21 protein-coding genes and 1 pseudogene are annotated in these 25525 nt (G+C 60.5%); 15 read left to right on the plus strand and 7 right to left on the minus strand.

Annotated features, from left to right (window positions below; genetic code table 11):
- The first annotated feature begins 26 nt into the window (after positions 1-26).
- The 6 genes and pseudogenes from LPU83_RS42355 to folD all read left to right on the plus strand — a co-directional run bounded on the left by LPU83_RS42355 (position 27) and on the right by folD (position 5457).
- Positions 27-593, plus strand: a complete 567-nt coding sequence (locus LPU83_RS42355; RefSeq protein WP_024312994.1) for a rod-binding protein — start codon at positions 27-29, stop codon at positions 591-593.
- 17 nt (positions 594-610) lie between these two features.
- Complete coding sequence (locus LPU83_RS42360) at positions 611-976, plus strand: hypothetical protein (protein ID WP_007796675.1); 366 nt, start codon at positions 611-613, stop codon at positions 974-976.
- Positions 976-1509 carry a hypothetical protein gene (locus tag LPU83_RS42365; protein WP_024312993.1) on the plus strand — a complete coding sequence of 178 codons (534 nt, stop codon included), beginning with the start codon at positions 976-978 and terminating at the stop codon, positions 1507-1509. The genes LPU83_RS42360 and LPU83_RS42365 overlap by 1 nt, the downstream gene beginning before the upstream one ends.
- A gap of 298 nt (positions 1510-1807) precedes the next feature.
- Positions 1808-2598 (plus strand): annotated as a pseudogene (locus LPU83_RS42370) (WecB/TagA/CpsF family glycosyltransferase).
- Positions 2599-2723: 125 nt separating this feature from the next.
- On the plus strand, positions 2724-4439 hold the full coding sequence (locus LPU83_RS42375) for a GumC domain-containing protein (RefSeq protein WP_024312992.1): 1716 nt from the start codon (positions 2724-2726) through the stop codon (positions 4437-4439).
- A gap of 118 nt (positions 4440-4557) precedes the next feature.
- The gene (gene folD, locus LPU83_RS42380; protein ID WP_024312991.1) at positions 4558-5457 is read left to right on the plus strand and encodes a bifunctional methylenetetrahydrofolate dehydrogenase/methenyltetrahydrofolate cyclohydrolase FolD; all 900 of its coding nucleotides are present in this window, start codon (positions 4558-4560) and stop codon (positions 5455-5457) included.
- Here folD and LPU83_RS42385 read toward each other — a convergent pair.
- Entirely contained in the window at positions 5436-6482 is a 1047-nt protein-coding gene (locus LPU83_RS42385; RefSeq protein WP_024312990.1) for a LacI family DNA-binding transcriptional regulator, read from the minus strand. The two genes, folD and LPU83_RS42385, sit on opposite strands and share 22 nt — an antisense overlap.
- 283 nt (positions 6483-6765) lie before the next feature.
- On the opposite strand from LPU83_RS42385, the gene LPU83_RS42390 reads away from it, so the two are divergent.
- From LPU83_RS42390 to LPU83_RS42415, 6 genes are all read left to right on the plus strand, one after another.
- On the plus strand, positions 6766-8127 hold the full coding sequence (locus LPU83_RS42390) for an ABC transporter substrate-binding protein (protein WP_024312989.1): 1362 nt from the start codon (positions 6766-6768) through the stop codon (positions 8125-8127).
- A gap of 167 nt (positions 8128-8294) precedes the next feature.
- Entirely contained in the window at positions 8295-9308 is a 1014-nt protein-coding gene (locus LPU83_RS42395; RefSeq protein WP_024312988.1) for a carbohydrate ABC transporter permease, read from the plus strand.
- 1 nt (position 9309) lies between these two features.
- Positions 9310-10473 carry a carbohydrate ABC transporter permease gene (locus LPU83_RS42400; RefSeq protein ID WP_024312987.1) on the plus strand — a complete coding sequence of 388 codons (1164 nt, stop codon included), beginning with the start codon at positions 9310-9312 and terminating at the stop codon, positions 10471-10473.
- A gap of 26 nt (positions 10474-10499) precedes the next feature.
- Positions 10500-12152: a beta-galactosidase BglA gene (gene bglA / locus LPU83_RS42405; protein ID WP_024312986.1), complete on the plus strand. Its 1653-nt coding sequence runs from the start codon at positions 10500-10502 to the stop codon at positions 12150-12152.
- A gap of 20 nt (positions 12153-12172) precedes the next feature.
- Complete coding sequence (locus LPU83_RS42410) at positions 12173-13264, plus strand: ABC transporter ATP-binding protein (protein WP_024312985.1); 1092 nt, start codon at positions 12173-12175, stop codon at positions 13262-13264.
- A gap of 265 nt (positions 13265-13529) precedes the next feature.
- The gene (locus LPU83_RS42415) at positions 13530-13883 is read left to right on the plus strand and encodes a hypothetical protein (RefSeq protein WP_037070195.1); all 354 of its coding nucleotides are present in this window, start codon (positions 13530-13532) and stop codon (positions 13881-13883) included.
- Positions 13884-13963: 80 nt separating this feature from the next.
- Here the strand turns inward: LPU83_RS42415 and edd are convergent, their stop codons facing one another.
- From edd to LPU83_RS42440, 5 genes are all read right to left on the minus strand, one after another.
- The gene (edd, locus tag LPU83_RS42420) at positions 13964-15784 is read right to left on the minus strand and encodes a phosphogluconate dehydratase (protein WP_024312983.1); all 1821 of its coding nucleotides are present in this window, start codon (positions 15782-15784) and stop codon (positions 13964-13966) included.
- Between the two features lie 59 nt (positions 15785-15843).
- Positions 15844-16542, minus strand: coding sequence for a 6-phosphogluconolactonase (gene pgl, locus LPU83_RS42425; RefSeq protein ID WP_024312982.1), 699 nt, complete (start codon positions 16540-16542; stop codon positions 15844-15846).
- Between the two features lie 11 nt (positions 16543-16553).
- Positions 16554-18029 (minus strand): glucose-6-phosphate dehydrogenase, encoded by a 1476-nt coding sequence (zwf, locus tag LPU83_RS42430; protein WP_024312981.1) that lies wholly within the window; start codon positions 18027-18029, stop codon positions 16554-16556.
- Between the two features lie 133 nt (positions 18030-18162).
- Positions 18163-19461 (minus strand): NAD(P)/FAD-dependent oxidoreductase, encoded by a 1299-nt coding sequence (locus tag LPU83_RS42435; RefSeq protein WP_037069082.1) that lies wholly within the window; start codon positions 19459-19461, stop codon positions 18163-18165.
- A 13-nt stretch (positions 19462-19474) separates the two neighbouring features.
- A complete protein-coding gene (locus LPU83_RS42440) occupies positions 19475-20911 on the minus strand; it encodes a glutamine synthetase family protein (RefSeq protein WP_024312979.1) in 1437 nt (478 codons plus the stop codon).
- Between the two features lie 125 nt (positions 20912-21036).
- Between LPU83_RS42440 and LPU83_RS42445 the strand changes: the two genes are divergently transcribed.
- The 3 genes from LPU83_RS42445 to LPU83_RS42450 all read left to right on the plus strand — a co-directional run bounded on the left by LPU83_RS42445 (position 21037) and on the right by LPU83_RS42450 (position 25339).
- Positions 21037-22218 carry a BaiN/RdsA family NAD(P)/FAD-dependent oxidoreductase gene (locus LPU83_RS42445; RefSeq protein ID WP_024312978.1) on the plus strand — a complete coding sequence of 394 codons (1182 nt, stop codon included), beginning with the start codon at positions 21037-21039 and terminating at the stop codon, positions 22216-22218.
- Between the two features lie 149 nt (positions 22219-22367).
- Positions 22368-22511: a hypothetical protein gene (locus LPU83_RS72970; protein WP_167371538.1), complete on the plus strand. Its 144-nt coding sequence runs from the start codon at positions 22368-22370 to the stop codon at positions 22509-22511.
- Positions 22512-22810: 299 nt separating this feature from the next.
- Complete coding sequence (locus LPU83_RS42450) at positions 22811-25339, plus strand: methyl-accepting chemotaxis protein (protein ID WP_024312977.1); 2529 nt, start codon at positions 22811-22813, stop codon at positions 25337-25339.
- Positions 25340-25344: 5 nt separating this feature from the next.
- On the opposite strand, the gene LPU83_RS75100 is transcribed toward LPU83_RS42450, so the two are convergent.
- Positions 25345-25467: a hypothetical protein gene (locus tag LPU83_RS75100; RefSeq protein ID WP_258579337.1), complete on the minus strand. Its 123-nt coding sequence runs from the start codon at positions 25465-25467 to the stop codon at positions 25345-25347.
- Positions 25468-25525 lie beyond the last annotated feature (58 nt).

The raw sequence follows: 25525 nt of genomic DNA on the forward strand, positions 1-25525 counted from the left end.
ACAATCTTAATCAAGAGGATTGTGACTTGGCTATTTCACCTCCGAGTGATCTGGTCCTGGATGTTGTCAAAGCTGCGGACCCGCTCGAGGTTCAGGCAGCCCAGGAAAAACTGAAGGCAAACCAGGCGGCTTTTGCCGCAAACAGTCTCGCCGAAGCCGGCAACGGCTTCACGTCGGCCGTCGATATTCTCGATCGCGCAGTGGGCAAGACCGGTTTGAGCGACAGCAAGAACCGCAGCACCAAGACGGAAGAGGTGCCGGAAACCTACCGCAAGTTCGAGGCGATGGTCCTGCAGAACTTCATCAAGAACATGCTGCCAAGCGAAAGCGAAGAAGTCTACGGCAAGGGTGCCACCGGTGATATCTGGAAGGGCATGATGGCTGAACAGCTCGGCAACGAGATTTCGAAGGGTGACGGCATCGGCATTGCCAAGCAGCTTTATCAGGATGCGCTGAAGAAGCAGGAAGGCAAGGTCGCCAACGCTTCCACCGATCAGGACGATCGCAATATGGCGATGAGCATGATCGACGAGTTCCAGCGCAAGACCTTCGGTACAACAACTGCGGACAACAAGTCCGCCAATGACGCCTGAGAGAATCGAGGACAAAAATGGAAATAATCTCGAACGACTACCGTATCAAATCGGTTCTTGGACGCCTTGAAATGATCATCGACAACGAGAATACGCGTATCGGCAACGATCCGCAGTTCGATCTCAAAGTGTCGAATGCACACAAGAGCCGCTGCCTTTATGAGCTGTCGATGCTCTTCCGCGACACCGATCCGAAGGAGCTGGCCGCCACGCATCTCGATCAGCTGCACGGGTTGAAGAAGAAGCTCGTGCTGAACGCACGACGCGTCGAGGCGCATCTGGAAGCGGTCCGTACCGTTGCTGATCTCCTGAAGAATGCAGTCCAGGATGCGGATGCCGACGGCACCTATTCCCAAGAGCAATTCGTAGCACGTGACGCTTGATGATTAAGCTCGTTCTGACAGGTGTCTGGGTTTGCGCGATCACGCTGGCATCGGTCTATTTCTCGGTGCACATGGCAACGGCTCCTGCGCCGGCTCCCGATGATTCCAAGCAAAGCCAGCTCGAGCTTGTAAAGGGCGAGACGATCACCGTGCCGATCATTGCCGACGGCGCCGTCACCGGCTACTTCCTCGGAAAGGTGTCTTTCATGATGAACAGGGACACGGTGAAAAACCTGTCCTTGCCGCTGACGGAAATGACGACCGACGAGCTCTTTACCTTGCTCGTCGGCAACAAGATGGTCGACATCTCCAACATGAAATCCTTCGATGCGAATGCTTTCCGGGAGATGATCAAGAAGGACATCAACCAGCATCTCGGTGGAGACTATATCGATCAGGTGATGCTGGAGCAGCTCGACTACCTCTCGAAGGAAGAAGTCAAGGCGAATGCATCCGGACAGCAGAAGAAAACGGTCAAACCCGTGAAGGTCGTAGCCCCGGCACCGGTGTCGGACAAGGCTGCAACAGAGTAGACCTAGTCATTGGCCCGAAGCGGCGCCTCTGGCGCCGTCGTGCGTTTATCCCGGGTTGCGAGGGTTAACAATTCCTTCGCTTGAAGCGAGGAATTCAAGCGATTTTCCTAAGAGATAGTTGAAGTCGCGTTGCTACAAGTGCTGGTGATGGGCTGACTGTGCACCGGCATTCCGGTTCTTGGAATTCTTTCATGCGCTCCCAGGCGAACGCCATTGGTCGATGCTGAATCGTCTGGTGCGGCTATGTGATCTGTTTCGGGATGCATGCAGCATGAAACACTATCGTCAGGAAGCCGGCATGAACCTGATCGCGAATTTCGCGGTCCTGTCGTCGCGTCGCGCAATCTTCGATCTACCGGTCTGCGATCTTGGCTGGGATGACGCGCTGGTGTTCATCAATGAACTCCTGTCGATAGCGGTCGGGCAGACATCGATCTCATTTGTCAATGCGCGCAATATGCTGGTGACGTTGCGCGATAGCGACTACCGCGCTGTTCTCGCGCAAAATCTGCTGCTCCCCGAGGGTCCGGGTCTCGATATTGCATCGAAGGTGGCGCACGGATCGCCGTTCCCCGCCAGCCTGAAGGCCGCCGATTTCGTACCGGCGCTGCTGACATTCATGGAGATCCCGCGCGTATCGGCCTCATCGGTAGCACGCCTGAGGCGGTCAGGAAGGCCGCTGCGACGTTCCGGTGGCACGCTCCGTGGCATGAATTCGTCATCATTTCGGACAGCTTCGCCGAGACGGAAGACCGAGCGGCGATCGTCAAGGAGATCGACCGGCAATGGCTCGACATACTCATCGTCGGAACGGACACGCCATCCCAGGAAAAATGGATCCATAAAAACATCCGGGCGGATCACGCCCGGCTTGTGCTTGCTGTCGGCGACCTATTCGGTGTCGTGGCGGGGACCGACCATCGCACACCAAAGCTTGTACGGATGATGGGAATTGCACGCGCCTACCGCTGGATGCGGAAGCCGAAGCGCGCAGGCGTGCGGTATGGCTTCGCCTTTGCAGTTTTCCTGTACTCTGTGGTCCAGTACGGTGGGACGCGTCGCAAACGGATACTGAACCGATCCAGGTGAGGCGCAGCTCCGCAGCACGCTGCGAGTTGGCGCCAGTTAACCATTTCTTTGCCATGAACATTTAATGTTGGTTAACCATCCGCAGTCGCGGGCGGCTCGACCGTTCATACGCATGAGATGTGGCGATGTACGACAGCAATCCGAGAAGCCAAGCCTTCCGCTCCCCGACGGCAATCGCCAGGCCATCCGAAGCCGCGGCGACGATGCCGGCGCCGGAAGCAAAATTGCTCGGCGTGATCGAGCGCGCGCTTGAGCAACAGCGGGCCAGCCGCGATGCTGTGCCTGAAGCGCGGCCGCTTGTCGGCCGCATCGAAACGATCCTGGGCAAGCGGCTCGAAGCTGCAAACGACGTCAAGGCAGCTGCAGCCGACCCGCTGCCGGCCGCGCCGGAAGTCACGGGTTCCACGAAAGCGGCCGCAAGCCTCAATCAGGCGACACCCGCCGTCGGCAAAGGCGCGCCGAAATCCAGGCGTTTGAAACCTCTTGCCATGGTTGGTCTCATCTGTGCGCTGGGTGCAGCGAGCGGTACTCTGATTTCCGCTCAACCGACGCGCTATAGCGCGAAAGGGATACTCGCGGTCCAAGGCGCCGGCGAAAGTCGCACTGCAGTCACGAGCGCGGCCGAAAGGACGCTTTCCTCTTCCCGTACGATGGCAGCAACGGTTGCGGCATTGAAACTCGACCGCGATCCGGAGTTCTCCGGCGTCTCCTCGGATGCATTAGCGGTGGCTATCGACCTGCTATCGACCGATGGCGCGGCTGCCGACCCTGTTTCGCGCGCAGAGGCATCGCTCGTTTCCGCGATCCGCACCGCGACAAATCCTCACGCCGGCACGATCGATTTCAAGGTGACAACGGGCAGCGCGGAAAAATCCGCGCGCATCGCCGGCTACCTTGCGTCCGTCGTGACGGGCTCAGGGGCGGCAACTGGGCCGGCCGAAGGCGGATCGCTGAAAAACGCGGACGATGCGGCGCAGCTCGAGCTTAAATCTTTCACGCAGAAGAGCGGCGAAGGCAACGTCAAGGTTGCGGCTGGTCTGCAGCAACAGATCGGAAGCATTGATGCAGAGCTGAAGGCCGCCGAGCAGCGCATCGTTGCAGCGCAAGAGAAGGCGGGCCGGCTGAAGGTGGCCAAGGTCGCTGATGTCCTTGCCGGCACGCTGGATGCGGACCTCATGTCGCCGACACTCATCGACCGTCGAGACAGATATGTGGCCGCACACCTGTCTCTGTCACAGCTGTCGGCCAATCTCGGCCCTCGCCATCCGCGGCTGCAGGCGCAGCAGGCGGAGGTTGACGGCTTGCGAGACGCGATTGGCGAGGATCTCGCTCGGCTACTGCGCGATGCGAATGACGAGATGAAGTCAGTCACCGTCGACAAACGGCAGCTGAGTGATCGCCGCAATGCGCTGATCGCGCAGAGCAAGGATACGGGTGTCGATCTGGCGAAGCTGACCGAGCTGCGCGACAAGGCAAGTGCGGCGCGCTTGCGCCTCGAGGATGCGATCACCACCGGAGCCGTTCCGCCAGGTATTGGCAGCGTGCAGCTGCAGAAGAGCGTGCAGATCGCGGCTGTGCCGGCGGACCAGCGCTGGCTTGCGCCGCTGCTCGGCGCTCTTGCAGGGCTCGCATTCGGCCTGGCTGTCGTCTCTGCCAGGGCGCGCTCCACGCTTGCGGCGTCCGCAAGAAAGGAGCCATCGCTACGCACTCCGGCACCGGAGCCAAATGTCGGTACGCCATCACCGGCCGAACCCGCCAAAGGGCCGCAGGAAGCCGACATCATTCGCGCGGAACTCGCCACCATGCGCGATAGGCTGCGCACCCGGTCGATAGCGTCCTGACCTCGCTGCGACACGATTGTTCTTGCATTTGCCATTTTAGGCAGGATAGGGCGTGGACAGGCAAATCGCGCTGAGCGCCATCCGCTACAATGAGCGAAAGCAAGGGCAGGAGACAGTCTTGACGACAGTGATTGATGGCAAACAGGTCGCCGCTTCCGTAATCGAAACGGTGAAGGCAGCGACATCGGCGCTGGACAAGCAAAGCGGCGTCAAGACGGGCCTTGCCGTCGTGATCGTCGGCGACGACCCGGCCAGCCATGCCTATGTCAACTCCAAGGGCAAGATGGCGAAGGAATGCGGATTCAAATCCGTTCAGCACACGCTGCCGGCCGAGACCACGCAGGAGGAACTGGCGGCACTCGTCGCTACGCTGAACAGCGATCCGTCGATTCACGGCATTCTCGTCCAATTGCCGCTGCCGAAGCATCTAAAGTCAGAATTGATCATCCAATCGATCTTGCCCGAAAAGGATGTCGACGGTCTGCACGTCGTCAATGCCGGCAAGCTTGCGACTGGTGACCTCGAAACGGGCCTCGTGTCCTGCACCCCGGCGGGCGCGATGGTCTTCGTGCGACGCACGCATGGCGAAGATCTTTCCGGCCTGAATGCGGTGGTCATCGGCCGCTCAAACCTGTTCGGCAAGCCGATGGCGCAACTGCTGCTCAATGCAAACGCCACGGTGACCATCGCGCATTCACGCACTAAGGATCTGCCGGCCGTCTGCCGCAATGCGGATATTCTGGTGGCCGCCGTCGGCCGCCCGGAGATGGTCAGGAGTGATTGGGTGAAGCCGGGCGCCACCGTCATCGATGTTGGGATCAATCGCATTCCTGCCCCGGAAAAGGGCGAAGGCAAAACGCGCCTTGTTGGCGACGTCGCCTTTGAAGATGCCGCCAAGGTTGCCGCCGTTATCACGCCGGTTCCCGGTGGCGTGGGCCCGATGACCATCGCGATGCTGATGGCCAACACCGTCATCGCCGCCCATCGCGCGGCCGGTCAGACACCGCCGACGTTCTGAGCCTGCCGCGGAACGGGGCCTGTCGAGGCCCTGACAATCAGTTCGGTTTTCCAGAGTTCCTGCTCTGGGAATGGCCCGTCCTGCTTCACCGTTCCGATGAGCCGTTGGGCGATGCGCACGCCTGCGGCGCGCAGCGATGACCGCGTTGTCGTCAACGGCACAGAGAAGTTCTCGGGCTTGAGATGGGGCAAAACGTCGTCGTGCGCGATCAGCGAGATATCCTCGCCGAGCTTGAGCCCCGCCTGATTGACGGCGCGGATGGCGCCGAGCGCCAGCACCGTACTGGAACAGAGGATCGCCGTCGGCGGCTCCGGCATCTGTAGAAATCGTTCCATCGCGGACTGGCCAAGTTCGTCCGTCATCGATGTGTGGCTCATGCAGTCTTCCGGAAGCGACAGTCCCCGCTCGGAAAGCGCAGCGACAAGTCCGTTCTTGCGACGGATCGCAAAGTCGAGATGTCCCGGCCCGTTGAGCAGGGCAAAGCGCGTATGCCCGAGCTGAAGCAGCAGCCGCGCCGCGTCGTAGAAGGCCGCCTCGTTGTCGATGTCGAGATAGGGGTAGTCGGGCTCGGAACCGAAGGAGCGGCCATGCACGAGGAATGGCATGGAAAGCGACTTCAGCATCGGCAGCCGTGGGTCGTGGCCGCGCATATAGGCCACGAACAGCGCATCGACATTGCCGCTGATCGCAAGCCGCCGCAGTGCGCCGACCTCGTCGTTCGGATCGGCGGGCATGATGACGAAATGAAAGTCGTGGCGTACGGCTTCCTCGCCAAGACCCGTCAGGAACTCACCGAAGTGCACATCGGAATAGTGATCGGGAGCTGTCGGCATCACGAGGCCGATCGACCCGGCCTTGCCGGTCGCAAGCCGTTGTGCCGCCTTGTTCGGGCGGTAGCCTGTCTCCTTCACGGCTTGCAGGACCCGCTCGCGCGTCGCCTCATTGACTTCGGGATAGCCGTTCAATGCACGGCTTACCGTTGTCTGCGACAGGCCAAGCAATTCCGATAGCTGTTTCAGGTTCACGTGCTATTCTTCCTCCGCTCGCACTGGTCGCCAGCTCCCAATGGCATCCAAAGCGCTTTCAATTATGTAGCAGTTGTGCTGCTTGACTCAAGAAAAATCGCTCCATATTCCCAAGGTATGGCGTCGAAACCTTGATGTAAAAGGCCGCATCTTTTGCGCCTTTCGCGAAATAGCTTGACTCTTTTCCGCCGAAAGTGACATGAGTGCTTTTGTCAAAGCGCTTTGGAACGCCGTCAAAATGGTTTCAAAAGTGCGGTTGGGATTGTGATGGGAGGTTGATCACATGAGAAAGACGTTTTTGATGAGCGTCGCTGCGGCGGCGCTTCTTGCCGGTGCCGCGTCTGCTGCCGATCTGAAGTTTGCTCCGGGACAGGATGCGAAGTTCAACTGGAAGAGCTACGACGATTTCAAAGCTGCGCACGCCGATCTCAAGGGCGAGCAGATGACGATCTTCGGGCCCTGGCGCGGCGAAGACGAAGCCTTCTTCCGCAGCATTCTGGCCTACTTCACCGAAGCAACCGGTGTAGACGCCAAATACTCGTCTTCGGAAAACTACGAACAGCAGATCGTCATCGACACACAAGCCGGTTCGCCGCCGAATATCGCGGTCCTGCCGCAGCCGGGCCTTCTGGCCGATCTCGCCAGCAAGGGCTTCCTGACGCCGCTCGGCGATGAGAATGCCCAGTGGATCAAGGACAACTACGGCGCCGGCGATAGCTGGGTCGGTTACGGCACCTACAAGGGCAAGGACGGCAAGGAAGCCTTCTATGCGTTCCCTTATAAGGCCGACGTGAAATCGCTCGTCTGGTACGTGCCCGAGAATTTCAAGGAAGCGGGCTACAAGGTCCCGACGACCATGGAGGAGCTGCATGCTCTGACGGAGCAGATCGTCAAGGATGGCGGCGTGCCGTGGTGCATCGGCCTTGGTTCCGGTGGCGCAACTGGCTGGCCGGCAACGGACTGGATCGAAGACATCATGCTGCGTCAGCAGAAGCCTGACGTCTACGACAAGTGGACCACCAACGAAGTCAAGTTCACCGATCCGGCCGTCGTTGCTGCGATCGAGGAATTCGGCTCGTTCGCCAAGAACGAGAAGTATGTCAGTGGTGGCGTTGCCGCCGTGGCAGCAACGGACTTCCGGGATAGCCCGAAGGGTCTCTTCGGCGTGCCGCCGAAGTGCTATCTGCACCATCAGGCGTCGTTCATCCCGTCGTTCTTCCCGGAGGGGACGAAACTCGGTCAGGATGCCGACTTCTTCTATATGCCGACCTACGCGGCGCATGCCGACCTCGGCAAGCCGGTTCTGGGCGCTGGCACGCTTGTTACCGTCACCAAGGACTCCAAGGCGGCCCGTGCCTTCGTCGAGTTCCTGAAGACTCCGATCGCGCACGAAGTCTGGATGGCACAGTCGAGCTTCCTGACGCCGTACAAGGGCGTCAACACGGCAGCCTATGCCAACGACCAGATGAAGAGGGAAGGCGAGATCCTGACGACCGCGACGACCTTCCGCTTCGACGGTTCCGACCTGATGCCGGGCAAGATCGGCGCGGGTGCATTCTGGACCGGCATGGTCGATTTCGTTGGCGGCAAGTCGGCCGAAGACACCGCCAAGGAAATCCAGAGCTCCTGGGATGGCATCAAGTAATCTCACCTGACATCCGTGCCGCCGGCTGCGGCGGCATGGCTGAAATGCATGGCCGGATACTGGGAGTGTCCGGCCATCGTTGCCTGTCGCGTTGAAAGCGGTGGGCGATGTGACGACGATCAGCGCACAAACCCGTCAGGATGGACAGGGTAGCAGGGGAGGGACGAATGCTGTCGCAGATAGTTTCCGCTTTGGGGGTCGTGGTCGTGGCAGTCTTCGCCTGCTCGGCCTATTTCTATTTCTCGAACAAGATCCTGGATTGGTCGCTGCCAGTGAAGGATGGCGACATCCATTCCGCGGCGCGCAACCTGAACCGCCGGGCGATGATCCGGCCGTGGCTGTTCATCGGGCCAGCCCTTTTCCTTCTTGTCGTCTACCTTGTTTATCCTGTGATCGCGACGCTGATCCTGTCCTTCTACGACCGCTCCGGCGAGCAATTCGTCGGCTTCGCGAACTATCGGTGGGCTCTCACAGACCGCGAATTCCGCCAGTCGATCTTCAATAACATCCTGTGGCTGGCCGTCGTGCCGGCGGCCTGCACCTTCTTCGGCCTCGTCATCGCCGTGATGACCGACCGCATCTGGTGGGGCAACATCGCCAAGAGCATCGTCTTCATGCCGATGGCGATCTCCTTCGTCGGCGCATCCGTCATTTGGAAGTTCATCTACGAATATCGTGGCGGCAACGATGTGCAGATCGGCCTGCTGAATGCGATCGTCCAGCTGTTCGGCGGGACGCCGCAGGTGTGGATCTCGGTGCCCTTGTGGAACAATTTCTTCCTGATGGTCATCCTCATCTGGATCCAGACCGGCTTTGCGATGGTGATTCTGTCGGCGGCGCTGCGCGGCATTCCTGAGGAAACCATCGAGGCCGCCGTCATCGATGGCGCCAACGGCTGGCAGATCTTCTGGCGCATCATGGTGCCGCAGGTCTGGGGCTCGATCGCGGTTGTCTGGACGACGATCACCATTCTCGTGCTCAAGGTGTTCGACATCGTGCTGACCATGACCAACGGCCAGTGGAATTCGATGGTGCTTGCCAACCTGATGTTCAACTGGCTCTTCCGGGGGGGCGGCGATTCCGGCCGAAGCGCGGTCATCGCGCTGATCATCATGCTGGCCGTGACGCCGATCATGGTCTGGAACGTCCGCCGTGCCAATCGCGAGCTGGGAGGCCACTGAGATGACCTTGTCAGGAAGTTTCTTCAAGATCGGCCCGGCCCGCCTCTTCGTTCACTTCGCGGTGCTCGTCATTGTCATCATCTGGCTGATACCGACGCTCGGGATCTTCGTCAGTGCTCTGCGAGACAAGGATCAGCTCGTTTCTTCCGGCTGGTGGACGGCCTTCGCCGGCTCCTCCCGAACAGTGGCGGCTCGCCTTGGGCAGCCGGACCAGCAGAAGCAGGACGGGACAGTTTACGTCATCGCCGGCAATGTTCTGGAGGGGCAGCAGGGCCGCTCCATCAGGGCGTTCGGCACGCGTGTCCAGCAACCGGCCGCATACAAGGCCGGCGAAACAGCCGACCTTGGCGACGGTCTCTCACTCACCGTCAACGATGACGGCAGTTATCGCTACACGAAGACTGCCGCCTTTGGTCCGGATGACGGTGGCCGGCGCGTCTACATTTCGGTCGCGACGCCGCCGGAATTCACCTTGCAGAACTATAAGAACGTTCTCACCAGCGAGGGGATCGGCCAGTCCTTCATCAACTCGCTGACCGTCACCATCCCGGCGACGATCATCCCGATCCTCATCGCGGCCTTTGCGGCCTACGCGCTGAGCTGGATGGAGTTCCCGGGCCGGGCCCTGCTGATCGCGCTTGTCGTCGGCCTCATCGTCGTGCCGCTGCAGATGTCGCTCATCCCGCTTCTGCGGCTTTACAACGGCATTGGGTCGCTGCTCGACGCGCCGTCGAAAACCTATCCCGGCATCTGGTTTGCGCACACTGCCTTCGGCATGCCGCTCGCCATTTATCTGCTGCGGGCCTATATCGCCGGCCTCCCGAAGGAGATCATCGAATCGGCGCGCGTCGACGGCGCCAGCGACTTCGAAATCTTCACCCGTATTGTACTGCCCTTGTCCTTCCCTGCGCTCGCATCCTTCGCGATCTTCCAGTTTCTGTGGGTGTGGAACGACCTGCTTGTCGCCATGGTCTTCCTTGGCACCGACAGGGATCATCTCGTGCTCACCGGCGCGTTGAACGCGCTGCTCGGCTCGCGGGGGGGCAATTGGGAAATCCTGACGGCCTCGGCCTTCGTCACCATTGTCGTACCGCTGCTCGTGTTCTTTGGCTTGCAGCGCTACCTAGTGCGTGGTCTGCTTGCGGGCTCGGTCAAGGGCGGTTAGCAACCCAAGAGCATCCAACAGGAAACATGAGCATGGCATCCCAATCCATTTTGACGGCCGACAAGGACTGGTGGCGTGGCGCGGTGATCTATCAGATCTACCCACGCTCCTACCAGGACTCCAATGGCGACGGCATCGGCGACCTGAAGGGCATCACCGCCCGCCTGCCGCATGTCGCCGCCCTCGGCGCCGACGCGATCTGGATCTCGCCCTTCTTCACCTCGCCGATGCGCGATTTCGGCTATGACGTTTCCGACTACGAGAACGTCGATCAGATCTTCGGCACGCTGGTGGATTTCGACACGCTGATCGCTGAGGCCCATCGCCTCGGCATTCGCGTGATGATCGATCTTGTCATCTCGCACAGCTCCGACCAGCATCCCTGGTTCGTCGAAAGCCGCACCAGTAAGACGAACGCCAAGGCGGATTGGTATGTTTGGGCCGATGCCAAGCCGGATGGCACGCCGCCGAACAACTGGCTGTCGATCTTCGGCGGTTCCGCATGGGCGTGGGACCCGACGCGCATGCAGTATTACATGCACAACTTCCTGACGTCGCAGCCGGATATGAACCTGCACAATCCCGAGGTTCAGGACCGGCTGCTGGATGTCGTCCGCTTCTGGTTGAAGCGCGGCGTCGATGGCTTCCGTCTCGATACGATCAACTTCTACTTCCACGACAAGGAACTGCGCGACAATCCGGCGCTTGTTCCCGAACGCCGCAACGCGTCGACGGCTCCGGCGGTCAATCCCTATAACTTCCAGGAACACGTCTACGACAAGAACCGGCCGGAGAATCTGGCGTTCCTGAAGCGATTCCGCGCCGTGCTCGAAGAGTTTCCGGCAATTGCTGCCGTCGGCGAAGTGGGCGATAGCCAGCGTGGGCTGGAGATCGTCGGCGAATACACCTCCGGCAACGACAAGATGCATATGTGCTATGCCTTCGAGTTCCTGGCGCCCGATCCCTTGTCTCCCGAACGTGTCGAGGAGGTCATGGAAGACTTCGCGGCGGCCGCGCCGGATGGCTGGGCCTGCTGGGCCTTCTCCAACCATGATGTCATGCGCCATGTCAGCCGCTGGGGATCACTGGTCGCCGATCACGACGCTTTTGCCAAGCAGTATGCATCACTGCTGATGACGCTGCGCGGTTCGGTCTGCCTCTATCAGGGCGAGGAACTCGGCCTGACCGAAGCCGATCTTGCCTATCAGGACCTGCAGGATCCCTACGGCATCCAGTTCTGGCCGGAATTCAAGGGCCGTGATGGTTGCCGCACGCCGATGGTATGGGACAGTCAGGTCGCCCAGGGCGGCTTCTCGACCGTCACGCCATGGCTGCCGGTTCCGGTCGAGCACATCCTGCGCGCTGTCAGCGTCCAGCAGGGCGACGAGACCTCTGTGCTCGAGCACTATCGTCGCTTCCTTGCCTTCCGCAAGCAGTACCCGGCCTTCGCCAAGGGCGAGATCGAGTTCATGGAGCCGCAGGACGACGTGCTGCTCTTCGTGCGCGAGTATGGCAACGAAAAGCTGCTCTGCGTCTTCAACATGAGCGCTGCCGAAGGCGCGGTCGTTTTGCCTGCCGGTGATTGGCAGGCGTTGACGGGCCACGGTTTCGTCAGCAATAACTACGGTGAGAAGATCGATATTCCGGCGTGGGGAGCATACTTCGCTCGTCTCGCCTGACGATTCAGGAGGAGGAACTAATGACTGGACTGACGCTCAAGGATATTCGCAAATCCTACGGTTCCGTGGATGTTCTCCACGGGATCGATCTGGAGATCAAGGAGGGCGAGTTCGTTGTGTTCGTCGGTCCTTCGGGCTGCGGCAAATCCACTCTGTTGCGCATGATTGCCGGCTTGGAGAACATTACCGGCGGCGACATGTATATCGACGGCCAGCTGGTCAACGATGTCCCGCCTTCCAAGCGCGGCATCGCCATGGTGTTCCAGTCCTATGCGCTCTATCCGCATATGACCGTCTACGACAACATGGCGTTCGGCATGAAGATCGCCGGTGAAAGCAAGCAGGAGATCGATCGCCGCGTTCGTGCCGCGGCCGAAAGCCTGCAGCTCACCAGGTATCTCGATCGCCTGCCGAAGGCGCTCTCCGGCGGGCAGCGTCAGCGCGTCGCAATCGGCCGCGCCATCTGCCGCAACCCCAAGGTTTTCCTCTTCGACGAGCCGCTGTCGAACCTCGACGCAGCGCTTCGTGTCGCGACCCGCATCGAGATCGCCCGCCTCAACGAGCAGATGGCGGACACGACGATGATCTATGTCACGCATGACCAGGTGGAGGCGATGACGCTTGCTGACCGCATCGTCGTCCTCTCCGCCGGCAATATCGAGCAGGTGGGCGCGCCGCTGGAACTCTATGAGCGTCCGGCAAACCTCTTCGTTGCCAAGTTCATCGGCTCTCCGGCCATGAATGTCATTCCGTCTACCATCACCGAGGCTGGCAATACGACGACGGTGACCCTGACAGGCGGCAAATCGGTGACATTAGACCTTCCGACGGCCGCCTCCGAGAAGGGCAAGACCGCAAGCTTCGGCGTTCGTCCTGAAGATCTGCGCATTGCCGGTGCCGGCGATGACTACCTCTTCGAGGGCGAAGTTTCGATTGTTGAGGCGCTCGGCGAAGTGACGCTTCTCTACATCGAGGGCCTCGTTCCGGGCGAACCGATCATCGTCAAGCTGCCAGGCATTTACGACGTCAAGAAGGGCCAGAAGATGCACTTCTCGGCCGACCGTTCCAAGCTGCATCTCTTTGATGCGGACGGTCGCACGTACCGTAAATAAAATCGCTTTGCGGCGAACAACAAAAAAGGCCCGGACAGCGTATCGTGTTGCCCGGGCTTGTTTTGTGCATTTGATCGCAAGCGGAATTCTTCTCGAAAATCCGCTGTGTCTTTTTGAGTGTATCGCGGTCGAAATCGAGACCATTCTCACCTTCTGTTAAGCATCGCCCGCTAGTATTTCCTCATTGAGTATCGAGGGGAATACGGCGGTGGCGCCATCCAGTCCAATGCCTTCCGGGCACTTTCTGAACAAAGAGGAATCCTTCATGTACGACCGCGAAGTGCGGTTCAAGATGGAGGATACGATGAACGCCGCACGCATCGAGTATACCGAGAAGGGCGTCATGAACATGGCGTCCCGGCGATGCGACATCATTCGCATTTCGAAGAGCACCGCGGTCCTTGCACTGCTCACGCAATACGCCCTTCCGAAGCAGTTCTATCTCGATATCCCGGATGCCCGCATCACCAAGGTCGGCTGTATGCTGATGCGGGTGAATGCCAACAACACGATCGAAGTCCGCTTTCTGCGGATGCTGAATGACAAGGAGCTCAACAAGATCTTTGTCTACAGCACTCACCCGGCGCACCGCGATCGCGTGCTCGACATTCGCGCCTGATTTCTCGACGCATCGAACGACAAAGCCCGCGAGTCATCTCCTCGCGGGCTTTGCTGTTTTTTAGCGCCACTCGTTGCGGCTCAGTGGAACAGCACGCTTGCACCGCGATCCGAAGGGCCAACGGCGCGGCGGAAGGGAGCAAACAGCTCGCGGCCCATGCCGAACTCGTTCTCGGAAAGATCGGCGACCACGGACTCGCGCTCGGCCATGTCGGCGGCATCGACCAGAACTTCCAGGGTGCCCGCGATCGCATCGAGGCGGATGATGTCGCCATCCTTGATCCGCGCGATCGGGCCGCCATCGACAGCCTCCGGCGTGACGTGGATTGCTGCCGGCACCTTTCCTGAGGCGCCCGACATGCGGCCGTCGGTCAGCAGCGCGACGCGGAAGCCGCGGTCCTGCAGCACGCCGAGCGGCGGCGTCAGCTTGTGCAGTTCGGGCATGCCGTTCGCCTTCGGACCCTGGAAGCGCACGACGGCGACGAAGTCCTTGTTGAGCTTGCCTTCCTTGAAGGCGTCCTGCAGTTCCTGCTGGCTATGGAAGACGACGGCCGGTGCTTCAATGACGTGCCGGTCCTGCTTGACCGCCGAGATCTTGATGACCGCCTTGCCGAGATTGCCGCGGAGCATCTTCAGGCCGCCATTGGCCTGGAACGGCGCCTCGATGCTGGCGAGCACCTTGGGGTCGACGCTCTTTTCCGGCGCCGGTTCGCGCACGATCGTGCCGTCGTCGCCGAGGCGGGGATCGATGGTGTAGGCCTGTAGGCCATGGCCGAAGACGGTGCGCACGTCGTCGTGCAGCATGCCGTGCTTGAGCAGTTCCTTGATGAGGAAGCCCATGCCGCCGGCCGCGTGGAAGTGGTTCACATCAGCAAGGCCGTTCGGATAGACCCGCGCCAGCAGCGGTACCACTTCGGAAAGCTCCGCGATATCCTGCCAGGTCAGCTGGATGCCCGCTGCGCGCGCCATGGCGACAAGATGCAGCGTGTGGTTCGTAGAGCCACCGGTGGCATGAAGGCCGACCACGCCGTTGACGATCGAGCGTTCGTCGATCATCTCGCCAGCTGGTGTGAATTCGTTGCCCTGTGCGGTGATCGCCAGCGCCCGCTTGGCCGCCTCGCGCGTAAAGGCTTCGCGCAGCGGCGTGCCCGGATTGATGAAGGAGGAGCCGGGCATATGGAAGCCCATGATCTCCATCAGCATCTGGTTCGAATTGGCAGTGCCGTAGAACGTGCAGGTGCCTGGGCCGTGGTACGACTTCGATTCCGCCTGCAGCAGTTCGGCGCGTCCGACCTTGCCTTCGGCATAGAGCTGTCGCACGCGCGACTTCTCGTCGTTCGGAAGCCCGGTCGTCATCGGGCCGGCAGGCACGAAGACGGCCGGCAGATGGCCGAAGGAGAGGGCCGCAATGACGAGACCCGGTACGATCTTGTCGCAGACCCCGAGGAAGAGCGCAGCATCGAACATATTATGGGAGAGGCCGACGCCGGCAGCCATGGCGATCAGGTCGCGGGAAAACAGCGAGAGCTCCATGCCCGGCTGTCCCTGGGTGACGCCGTCGCACATGGCAGGAACACCGCCGGCCACCTGCGCGATGCCGCCGGCTTCCGCCGCTGCCTTGCGAATGATCGCCGGATAGTGCTCGAACGGCTGGTGCGCGGAGAGCATATCATTGTAGGAGGTGATGATACCGAGATTGGGTACGCGGTCGCCCGCTAGTGCGTCCTTCTCGGCGGGGGAACAGACCGCGAAGCCGTGTGCGAGATTGGCGCAACCAAGGATCGAGCGGCTTACGCCCTTGGATGTCGCGTTGCGCAGGCGCTCCAGATAGAGTCCGCGCGTCGGTTTCGATCGTTCGACAATGCGGGCGGTGATCGCAGAAATGCGTGCATTAGCGGACATGGGAGGTATCCTGCCTTGGTTGCTCTTCAATGTTCGTTCGCGGCTTGCTGCCCGAAGGCCTATGGAGCCCAGTAGACTTCGACCGAGCTCGTTGCTCGCCGCAGAATGGCGCGGATCGGCATGTCTGCCTCTTCGCCGGCGCCCTCGGCCTTCGTCAGGACGCCGTTCTTGCTCTCGCCTTCGATATGAAGCACGAGCAGCCTTGCATCCTGAAGGCTGGAGAAGGTGAAGGTGAGCCGCGGCTCGCCCGCGCCGTCCGCCTCCATGGTAATGATACCACGCGGCGTCGTAGCGTCGAGTGCGACGTTCAGATTGCTGCCACCCGGGAAGAACGAGGCCGTGTGGCCGTCACCCCCCATCCCGAGGATCGCAACGTCAAAGGGATTGCTGATCGAAGCGGTCGCCACCGTCGCAAGCTTCGCCGCGTCCTCGACCGACGCGGCCGCCTGATAGAGCGGCAGGAAGCGCGCGGCCTTCGCCTTGTTCTGCAGCAGGTTTTCGACCACCAGCAGATGGTTCGAGCGCGGATTGTCCGCAGGCACGAAACGTTCGTCGACCAACGTGATGGTCACTTTGGTCCAGTCGAGATCACGCGCCGAAAGCTCCTGGAAGAAGAGCTTCGGCGTCGAGCCACCGGAAACGGCAAACGTCGCCGCCCCGCGTGCGTCGATGGCCGCGGAAAGCGACGCAGCGACTTTGTCTGCTAGGTTGCGAGCCAGTTCTGCGCCGTTGGCAAAAGCATGCATCGTCGCTGCCATCGTCTTTGATCCTACAGGTTGTCGTGCCAGGTGCGGCCGTCACGCTCGATGAGCGCGATCGATTGGCTGGGCCCCCAGGTGCCGGCGGTATAGCCCTGAACCTTCTGCCCGGTCGTTTCCCAACCCTTGAGGATCGGGTCCACCCACTGCCATGCGGCCTCCACTTCGTCGCGGCGCATGAACAGCGTCTGGTTGGAACGGATGACGTCCATCAGCAAGCGCTCATAGGCATCCGGGTTCCGCACCGAGAAGGACTCGGCAAAGCTCATGTCGAGCGAGACGTTGCGAAGACGCATGCCGCCCGGACCTGGATCCTTGATCATCAGTGACTGCTTGACGCCTTCGTCCGGCTGCAGGCGAATGATGAGCTGGTTCTGGTTGATACGGCCGGCGGATTGGTCGAAGACCGAGTGCGGGATCGGCTTGAAGGTGATGACGATCTCCGACATGCGACCGGCAAGACGCTTGCCGGTGCGGATGTAGAAGGGAACGCCGGCCCAGCGCCAGTTGCCGATCTCGGCCTTGATGGCAACGAAAGTTTCGGTGTTCGAAACGCCGCCTTCGAGCTCTTCCAGGTAGCCCTTGACTGGACCACTGCCGGAAGCGCCCGCGCGATACTGGCCGCGAACGGTGCTGGTCTCGACGTTCGATGCGTTGATCGGCTTCAATGCGCGCAACACCTTCAGCTTCTCGTCGCGGACGGCTTCGGAGTCCATCGAGGAAGGAACTTCCATCGCGACGAGGCAGACGAGTTGCATGATGTGGTTCTGCACCATGTCGCGCAGTGCGCCTGCTGTGTCGTAGTAGCCAGCGCGTCCCTCGAGGCCGACGGACTCCGCAACCGTGATCTGCACGTGGTCGATATGGTTGGCGTTCCACAGCGGCTCGTAGAGCGCGTTGGCAAAGCGCAGCGCCATCAGGTTCTGCACCGTTTCCTTGCCGAGGTAGTGGTCGATACGGAAGATCTGTTCTTCCTTGAACACCTTGCCGATGGTGTCGTTCAGCTGCAGGGCGGAAGCGAGATCGCGGCCGATCGGCTTCTCGACAACGATGCGCGCCGACTTGGTGATCAGCTTGTGGTCATGGATCTTCTGCGAGATGTCGCCGAAGATGCCCGGCGCGACAGCGAGGTAGAAGGCGCGCACGCGATCCTTGCCCTCATCCAGAAGCTTCTTCAGTTGATCCCAGCCGGCGTCCGAACGCGCATCGACAGGCACATAGTACAGGCGCTGCAGGAATTTCGCGACCTCGGCCTCGTCGTATTCACCCTTCTTGAGATGCTCCTTCAGGGCGTCCTGGGCGAACTTGCGGTATTCCTCGTTCGTAAGCGGGCTGCGCGAAGCGCCGATGATACGGGTTGGCTCGGAGAATTGCCCCTCGATCTGGCGATGGTAAAGGGCCGGCAGCAACTTGCGTTCTGCAAGGTCGCCGCTGCCGCCGAAAACGACATAATCAAAGGGTTCAACGGGGATGATTTGGCTGCTCATGAGGATGTCTCTCAATCAGACGGGTTATTGGCTCTTTAATCTAATCGATTTAAAAAAGCCAGTGTGCGACGCAATGAATCTCTCGGAAAGAGGTTTTAGTTCGAATTGCCGCGCGATGAAATCCGCAATCTGACTAAAACTTGTCGCGCAGCGCAAACCACGAGAGCGCCAGGAAAAGCAGCGGAGCACGCATGGCCGCACCTCCCGGAAATGCCGGAATATCCAGCGACTTGAAGAGCTCTAAATCCGCCGATCGTCCAAGCAGCGCTTCAGCATAGAGCTTTCCGCAATAATTGGACAGCATCACGCCATGCCCGGAATAGCCGCCGATGGACGTCACTCCAGGCATGACCTCGCGCACGAAGGGCTGCCGCGGCATAGTGATGCCGACCGAGCCCCCCCAGGCGTGCGTGATCTCGATATCCCGCAGTGCGGGGTAGATCTCCGCAATCTGTCGGCGGATGTGCTGCGTCATGTCGCGCGGGTTGTCGGCCGTATAGGCTTCCCGGCCGCCGAAGAGCAGCCGCCCGTCCTTGGACTTGCGGAAGTAGCGCACGACGAAGCGTGAGTCGGCCACGGCTTCGCCACCCGACAGCACCTCCCGATAGCGGTCGAGCGGAGCGGTGGCGCCGATGAAGGAGCGAATGGGCATCACGTGGCTTGCCGTCACCGGCTCGAGATTGCCGATGTAGCCGTCGCAGGCGATCAGCGCCCTGTCGGCGGTGATCGTGCCTCTCGGCGTCTCGATCACCACCTTGCCGCTGCTCTGACGAATCGCTGTCGCCGTCGTCATCTCGAAAACGTGCGCGCCGGCATTGGCCGCAACGCGGGCAAGGCCGATCAGCAGTTTCAGTGGGTGGATATGGCCCGTGCCGGTGTCGCGAACGCCGCAATAGTAGCGCGTCGAGCCAAGCCGTTCCTGGGTTTCGGCTTTGTCCATGAAGCGCACATGCGGGTAGTTATAGCGCATAGCCGCGATCTCGGCATTTTCGTAGTAGTCCGGCTTGTAGCTTTCCTTGTGCGCCACGTTCATCTGCCCCGGCATGTAGTCCATGTCGATCTGATGGTCGGTGGCAAAATCCATGAGATGTTGTTTGGCGGCTTCGGCGAGATCGAACAGCGCGCGCGAACGCTCGTAGCCGATCTTTTCCTCAAGCTCTTCCGGCCACCAGCGCTGTCCGGTGCCGAGCTGGCCGCCATTGCGCCCGGAAGCGCCGTCGCCAAACCGGCACGCCTCGATGAGAACCACCGAGACGCCAGACTTGGCGAGGTTGTAGGCCGCCTGCAGCCCGGTATAGCCGCCGCCGATGATGGCGACGTCACAGCTCTTCGAGCCGTCCATTTCGGGGTAAGTCGGCCGCTCGCCGATCGTTGTTTGATACCACGAAATGCCGGGCGCAATGGGGCTCTGCCATCTCTCTTGCGATGTCACGACGGAGCCCTCCTTACACGTTCAGCAGAAGGAATTCGCGCTCCCAGGGACTGATCACCTGCATGAAGGTCTCGAACTCTCCGCGCTTCACGCCGGCATAGATGCCGAGGAACTCCTTGCCGAACACTTCCTCGAAAGCTTCCTCGTCTTCCATCAGCGCGACCGCTTCCAGAAGACCGCGCGGCAGATCGATCGAGCCTTCGTTCGCCGTATCTTCCGTCGGCGCGGTTGGCTCGATGCCCTTCATGATGCCGAGCAGGCCCGAGGCGAGCGACGCGGCGAGCGCGAGATAAGGATTTGCGTCCGAACTCGGCAGGCGGTTTTCGACACGCCTTGCCTGCGGATCAGATACCGGCACGCGGAAAGCCGTCGTCCGGTTGTCGTAGCCCCAGGCATTGTTGACGGGCGCGGACATATCGGGCGTCAGCCGGCGATAGGAGTTCACGTAAGGTGCCAGCATCACCATGGAACTCGGCACGTATTTCTGCAGGCCGCCGATGAAGTGGAAAAATTCGCGCGACGCAGAACCGTCGGGGTTGGAGAAGATGTTCTTGCCGGTTTCCTGGTTCACGACCGATTGGTGGATGTGCATGGCCGAACCGGGCTGCCCCTGCATCGGCTTGGCCATGAAGGTCGCGTAGATGCCGTGCTTCATCGCGGCTTCGCGGATCGTGCGCTTGAACAGGAAGACCTGGTCGGCAAGCTCTATAGGGTTGCCGTGGCGCAGATTGATTTCCATCTGCGCCGGTCCTTCCTCGTGGATCAGCGTATCGATCTCGAGGCCCTGCTTTTCCGAGAAGTGGTAGATGTCGTCGATCAGTTCGTCGAACTCGTTGATGCCGGCGATCGAATAGCCCTGACCGCCGAGGATCGCGCGGCCGGAGCGGCCCTTCGGCGGATGCAGCGGATAGTCCGGGTCGTCGTTCTTGGCAACGAGATAAAACTCGATCTCAGGCGCGACGATCGGCTTCCAGCCGCGGTCGCCATAGAGCTTCAGTACGCGCTTAAGAACGTTGCGAGGCGTGTAGGGAACCTCTTTACCATCCGAACTAACGATGTCGCAGATCACCTGCGCCGTCGGATCGGTTTCCCACGGAACCACTGAAAGCGTCGAGAGATCCGGAACCAGCTTCAGGTCGCTGTCGCGCGGCTCGTAGCGGAAGCTTTCCGTCTCATCCGGATACTCGCCGGAGATGGTGTGACGGTAGATCGCCGAGGGCAGGGCAAGCGAGGTGTTCGAGGTGAATTTGGAGCTCGGCATCATCTTGCCGCGCGGTACGCCGGCAAGGTCCGGGGTGATGCATTCGATGTCTTCGATGCCGCGTGCCCGCAAGAACTGCGCTGCTTCCTTCCAGTTTGTCACGCCACGCAGGTGTCCGGGGTCCGAGGGGGTCTTCTTCGAGGCAGGTACGTTTCTGGCAGGCTTCAGCGTCGTCTTTTTTGGGGACATGACACACCGGTTTGTGTTGATCGTGAAGGCATCATAGCTGGAGTTTGGCAATTGGCGAGGGGGAGGGCACGTTGACTTTCGCCTCTTGATCGAAAAGAAGACGGCTTTCGACAAGGGAAGTGGTTTTGCAGCGAAACAGCGATGTGATCGTCATCGGCGCAGGCGCCGCCGGCATGATGTGCGCCATTGGCGCCGCCCAGCGCGGCCGCACGGTCATTGTTCTGGACCATGCGAAATCGCCGGGCGAAAAGATCCGCATCTCCGGCGGCGGCCGCTGCAACTTCACCAACATAAACACCGGTCCGAAGAGCTTCCTCTCCGCCAACCCGCATTTCTGCAAATCGGCCCTGGCGCGGTTTACGCCGTCGGATCTCATCGCCATGGTCGATCGCCACCGGATCGCGTGGCACGAGAAGACGCTTGGTCAATTGTTCTGCGACGACAGCGCCAAGGACATCATCCGCATGCTGCTCGACGAGATGCAAGCCGCAGGCGCCGCCCTGCATCTGCGCACGGAGATCGGCGACGTTGAGAAAAGCGGCGAAGGCTTCCGCATCTCGACGTCGGAGGGCGCTTACGAATGCCGCTCGCTGGTCATGGCAACCGGCGGCAAGTCGATTCCGAAGATGGGAGCGACCGGCTTTGCCTATCGCGTCGCCGAGCAGTTCGGCCTGCCCATGGTGGAGACGCGGCCCGGCCTCGTACCGCTCACACTGGATCAGGCCACGCTCGAAAGCCTTTCCGAACTGTCGGGCATTTCGGCGCCTGCCGAAATCCGCCACGGCAAGACCGCATTCCGCGAAGCCCTGCTTTTCACGCACCGCGGTCTCAGCGGCCCGGCGATCCTCCAGATCTCCTCCTATTGGCGTGAGGGCGATGACATTGCCGTCGATATCGAGCCTGATGTCGATCTGTTGGAACACCTGAAGGCCGCGAAAAAGGCGAATGGCAGGCAATCCGCGCAGACCGCACTGGCCGAGATTCTGCCGAAGCGGCTGGCGCAATACCTGACCGAGCGGGAAGGCATCGCGGGTCACATGGCCGATCTTTCCGACAAGGTTTTGCTGCGCCTGGTCGACGCCGTGCAGAACTGGAGGATCAAGCCGTCGGGCTCGGAGGGTTATCGGACCGCCGAAGTGACGCTCGGCGGCGTCGATACGGCCGCACTCGATTCCCGGACCATGGCGGCGAAGGGCGTCCCGGGTCTCTATTTCATCGGCGAATGCGTCGATGTGACCGGCTGGCTCGGCGGCTATAATTTCCAGTGGGCGTGGGCTTCCGGCTTCGTTGCCGGTGAATCTTTGTAGGCACGAAACAACCCGCTCGATTCAAGAGTTCTTAAGGAGGGTGCGCCATCCTGCCTCAATGATGGATGGAAAAGCACTTACTAAATAGAGCTTTACCAACAAGTCGTTTTGTTGGATTGTTATGCCAGAGATGAAGTGAGGTTCTGCAGATGAACAAGAACACTCGACGCGCCCGCGCCATTGCAATCGCTCAAGCCAAGCCCGACAACAAGCTCGTCGCCGTACGCTATTTCGCCATCTCTGCCAGTGCACTGGCCGCCGTCGTCGCTCTCCTCCTCGCACGTTGGTTCTGACATTCGCGATCCATAGGTCAGTATGAGGCGCATTTGCACGCTGGCCATCTCGCGGATAAATCGATTTGAACGCGGCTGTCCGTCTTTTTCGCTTATCCGAAAATTAAGACATCCTCTGCAAAACTCACTCGATGATTTTTGGGCGCTTCCGCGTTGGCGTGAGGCGAGCTGGCAATGACTGCCGCCCGGACCTCCGTGTCCGGGATTCCAATAGTTCCAATCAAGCAGCTCGATGCACTCGGTCGACGCCCCGCCAGGCGGCCGGCGGGGGGAGTGGTGTATGGAAGGCCGGAACCGCCATGTTGATTGATAAGATTCTTTCCCGTTTCAAGATCAAGACCAAGGTCCTGATCTTCGTATTGCCCTTCGTCGTGAGCATCTCTGCCGTCGGCCTGACCGGCCTATATGCTTCCGGCTTGCTGCAGGGGCGTATGGAAATCTCCAACAGCGTCCTGCAGTCGCTGAGCGGGTTCAAGGATCTCTACGGCTCCATGGACGACTTCCTGCAGATCACCAGCCAGGAAGCACGTGACAAGCTTTACGGGGACATCAAGACACAGCAAAGCACGCTGAACGCCACGCTCAAGCAGATCGGTGACAATGGCGGCCGCGACAACCTTGTGGCCGCGACAGACGGCACTTCGGGGATCGCCGACACCGTGGGCAAGCTCTGGACCCTGCATGAGCAGGAGCTCGCTCTCCGCAAGTCGATCGACGACGCGCAGAAGGTGATGATCACAAGCCGCTTCAACGTGAACTACGATGCCCAGCAGCTTGAAGAAAACATCCGCAAGGACGAAGGCAACGCCACGGCAACGCTGCGCGCCGCCGATCGCCTGCTGAAGGGTGGCGATACCCTTGCTACCGTTATGAGCGACTTCAACAAGGCCCAGTTGCCGGCCGACAAGCTGAAGGTCGTCACCGCCGCCATTCCTGCGATCACGAAGGCACAGCGGCTGATCGAGATTTCTGTGCCGCAGAACCAGAAGAGCATGACGCAGTCGTTGTCGCAGACGATCAGCGACGTGAAGGCGCAGGCAACTGCCGCCGACGCCGGCACCGATGAAGCGATCGCCAATCTCGGGCGGCTTGTCTCCCGCTTCCGCCAGATGTCGACCTATACGCAGCTGACAGCAACGCAGATGATGCGCGAGGCGACCACCACGTTCGTCGCGCTTGATAGCCGCATCGCCCAGACGAACTCAGTTCTCGAGGATACGCGTCGTTTGGAGAGCGCAATCTATTCACTGCAGCTCGTCTTGGGTGAATTCGCTGCCAAGCCGGGCAAGGAAAACCGCGTCCGCCTGCATCAGGAGATCGCGACGCTCGGCACCAACCTGAACACGCTGCTCGCCAGCGCGAAGGGTATGAACTTCGCGGAAGATATCGTCGCGGCGATGTCTCCAGCTCTTGCCTCGATGGACAAGGATGCCCAGAGCCTGGTCGACACGATTAACCAGCGCGTTGCCGATTACGCTTCCGCCCGCCAGCAGCTCGATGCCGTCTGGGGTCAGCTGACGACCTTTGCCGAACTGCAGAAGCAGAGCGCGGGCGCCGAGCGCACGCAGGCGAACGGCATTTCGGTACTGACGACCGGCCTTGGCATTCTGGTCTCGATCATCGGTGGTATCGCCCTGGTTCTGACGCTGCAGCGTCCGATCGGTCAGATCACCGCCGCGATGCGCCGCATTGCCGACGGCGCGCTCGATACCAACATCTCGGGCGATCAGCGCCATGATGAAATCGGCGACATGGCTCGCGCACTCGGCATCTTCAAGGAGAATGCAATCTCCAAAATTCGCATCGAGGAACAGAGCGATGAAGAGCGCGCCGCGGCCGAGCAAGAGCGCCATCGCAACGATGCCGAGAAGCGGGAGATGGATCGCCAGATCGAGTTTGCGGTCAACGCGCTTGCCTCCGGTCTCGAGCGGATGTCGCAGGGTGACATTTCGACAACGATCGATTCGCCGTTCATCGGGCGTCTCGAGCAGCTCCGCCAGGACTTCAACGGTTCGATGATGCGTCTCCAGGCAACCATGAGCCAGATCCGCGACAACGTCGAGATGATCCAGGGTAACGGCAACCAGATGGCTCAGTCCGCCGACGATCTCTCCAAGCGTACCGAGCAGCAGGCTGCGTCGCTTGAGGAGACCGCCGCTGCGGTTGAACAGATCACGGTGACGGTCCGCTCCTCCGCAGAGCGTGCCAAGGACGCCGATCAGATCGTTCGACAAGCCAAGCGCAGTGCCGACGACTCGGCAGTCGTCGTCAGCAACGCCATCGACGCGATGGGCCGTATCGAAGATGCATCCCGCCAAATCGAGCAGATCATCGGCGTCATCGACGAGATCGCATTCCAAACCAATCTGCTGGCATTGAACGCCGGCATCGAAGCGGCGCGCGCCGGTGAAGCCGGCAAGGGCTTTGCTGTCGTCGCCATGGAGGTGCGCGAACTTGCGCAGCGCTCCGCCGCCGCCGCACAGGAGATCAAGGGCCTCATCAACAAGTCGACGACAGAGGTCAGCTCCGGCTCGCAGTTCGTACAGGAAACCGGCACGGTGCTCGCAAAGATCAGCGCCCAGATCGTCACGATCAGCCAGCACGTCGAGACGATCGCGCGTGCAAGCCACGACCAATCGAGCGCGCTGCAGGAGGTCAATGCGACCGTCAACCAGATGGATCAGATGACGCAGCAGAATGCCGCGATGGTCGAAGAGACCACAGCCGCGAGCCGCGAGCTTGCAACAGAAGCGGATCTGCTCCGGCGACTGATCCAGCAGTTCAAGATCGACGGCGACACGCAAGGCACGATCTTTCGCGCCGCATAAGACGATCAAAAGTTATCGCCGAGCAAGGCTCCGGATCGTTCGGGGTCTTTTTTGTTTTCCGCGTTCCGCGCCTTGGCGGCGGCGGCCGGCGTGGGGCGCCATTTCAAATTTTTGACGATTGTCAACATTTTGAAGATTTTCTTTAAATTTTTCGAATTAGCCTGCGAGGCTCATGTCTCGGGGGAT

The sequence above is a fragment of the Rhizobium favelukesii genome (assembly GCF_000577275.2).
Classification (GTDB): Bacteria; Pseudomonadota; Alphaproteobacteria; order Rhizobiales; family Rhizobiaceae; genus Rhizobium; species Rhizobium favelukesii.

Coding starts and splice junctions, on each gene's coding strand:
- LPU83_RS42360 (WP_007796675.1), top strand. CDS start 611: ATGGAAATAATCTCGAACGACTACCGTATCAAATCGGTTCTTGGACGC.
- LPU83_RS42365 (WP_024312993.1), top strand. CDS start 976: ATGATTAAGCTCGTTCTGACAGGTGTCTGGGTTTGCGCGATCACGCTG.
- LPU83_RS42375 (WP_024312992.1), top strand. CDS start 2,724: ATGTACGACAGCAATCCGAGAAGCCAAGCCTTCCGCTCCCCGACGGCA.
- LPU83_RS42390 (WP_024312989.1), top strand. CDS start 6,766: ATGAGAAAGACGTTTTTGATGAGCGTCGCTGCGGCGGCGCTTCTTGCC.
- LPU83_RS42395 (WP_024312988.1), top strand. CDS start 8,295: ATGCTGTCGCAGATAGTTTCCGCTTTGGGGGTCGTGGTCGTGGCAGTC.
- LPU83_RS42400 (WP_024312987.1), top strand. CDS start 9,310: ATGACCTTGTCAGGAAGTTTCTTCAAGATCGGCCCGGCCCGCCTCTTC.
- bglA (WP_024312986.1), top strand. CDS start 10,500: ATGAGCATGGCATCCCAATCCATTTTGACGGCCGACAAGGACTGGTGG.
- LPU83_RS42410 (WP_024312985.1), top strand. CDS start 12,173: ATGACTGGACTGACGCTCAAGGATATTCGCAAATCCTACGGTTCCGTG.
- LPU83_RS42415 (WP_037070195.1), top strand. CDS start 13,530: ATGTACGACCGCGAAGTGCGGTTCAAGATGGAGGATACGATGAACGCC.
- edd (WP_024312983.1), bottom strand. CDS start 15,784: ATGTCCGCTAATGCACGCATTTCTGCGATCACCGCCCGCATTGTCGAA.
- pgl (WP_024312982.1), bottom strand. CDS start 16,542: ATGGCAGCGACGATGCATGCTTTTGCCAACGGCGCAGAACTGGCTCGC.
- zwf (WP_024312981.1), bottom strand. CDS start 18,029: ATGAGCAGCCAAATCATCCCCGTTGAACCCTTTGATTATGTCGTTTTC.
- LPU83_RS42440 (WP_024312979.1), bottom strand. CDS start 20,911: ATGTCCCCAAAAAAGACGACGCTGAAGCCTGCCAGAAACGTACCTGCC.
- LPU83_RS72970 (WP_167371538.1), top strand. CDS start 22,368: ATGAACAAGAACACTCGACGCGCCCGCGCCATTGCAATCGCTCAAGCC.
- LPU83_RS42450 (WP_024312977.1), top strand. CDS start 22,811: ATGTTGATTGATAAGATTCTTTCCCGTTTCAAGATCAAGACCAAGGTC.
- LPU83_RS75100 (WP_258579337.1), bottom strand. CDS start 25,467: ATGTTGACAATCGTCAAAAATTTGAAATGGCGCCCCACGCCGGCCGCC.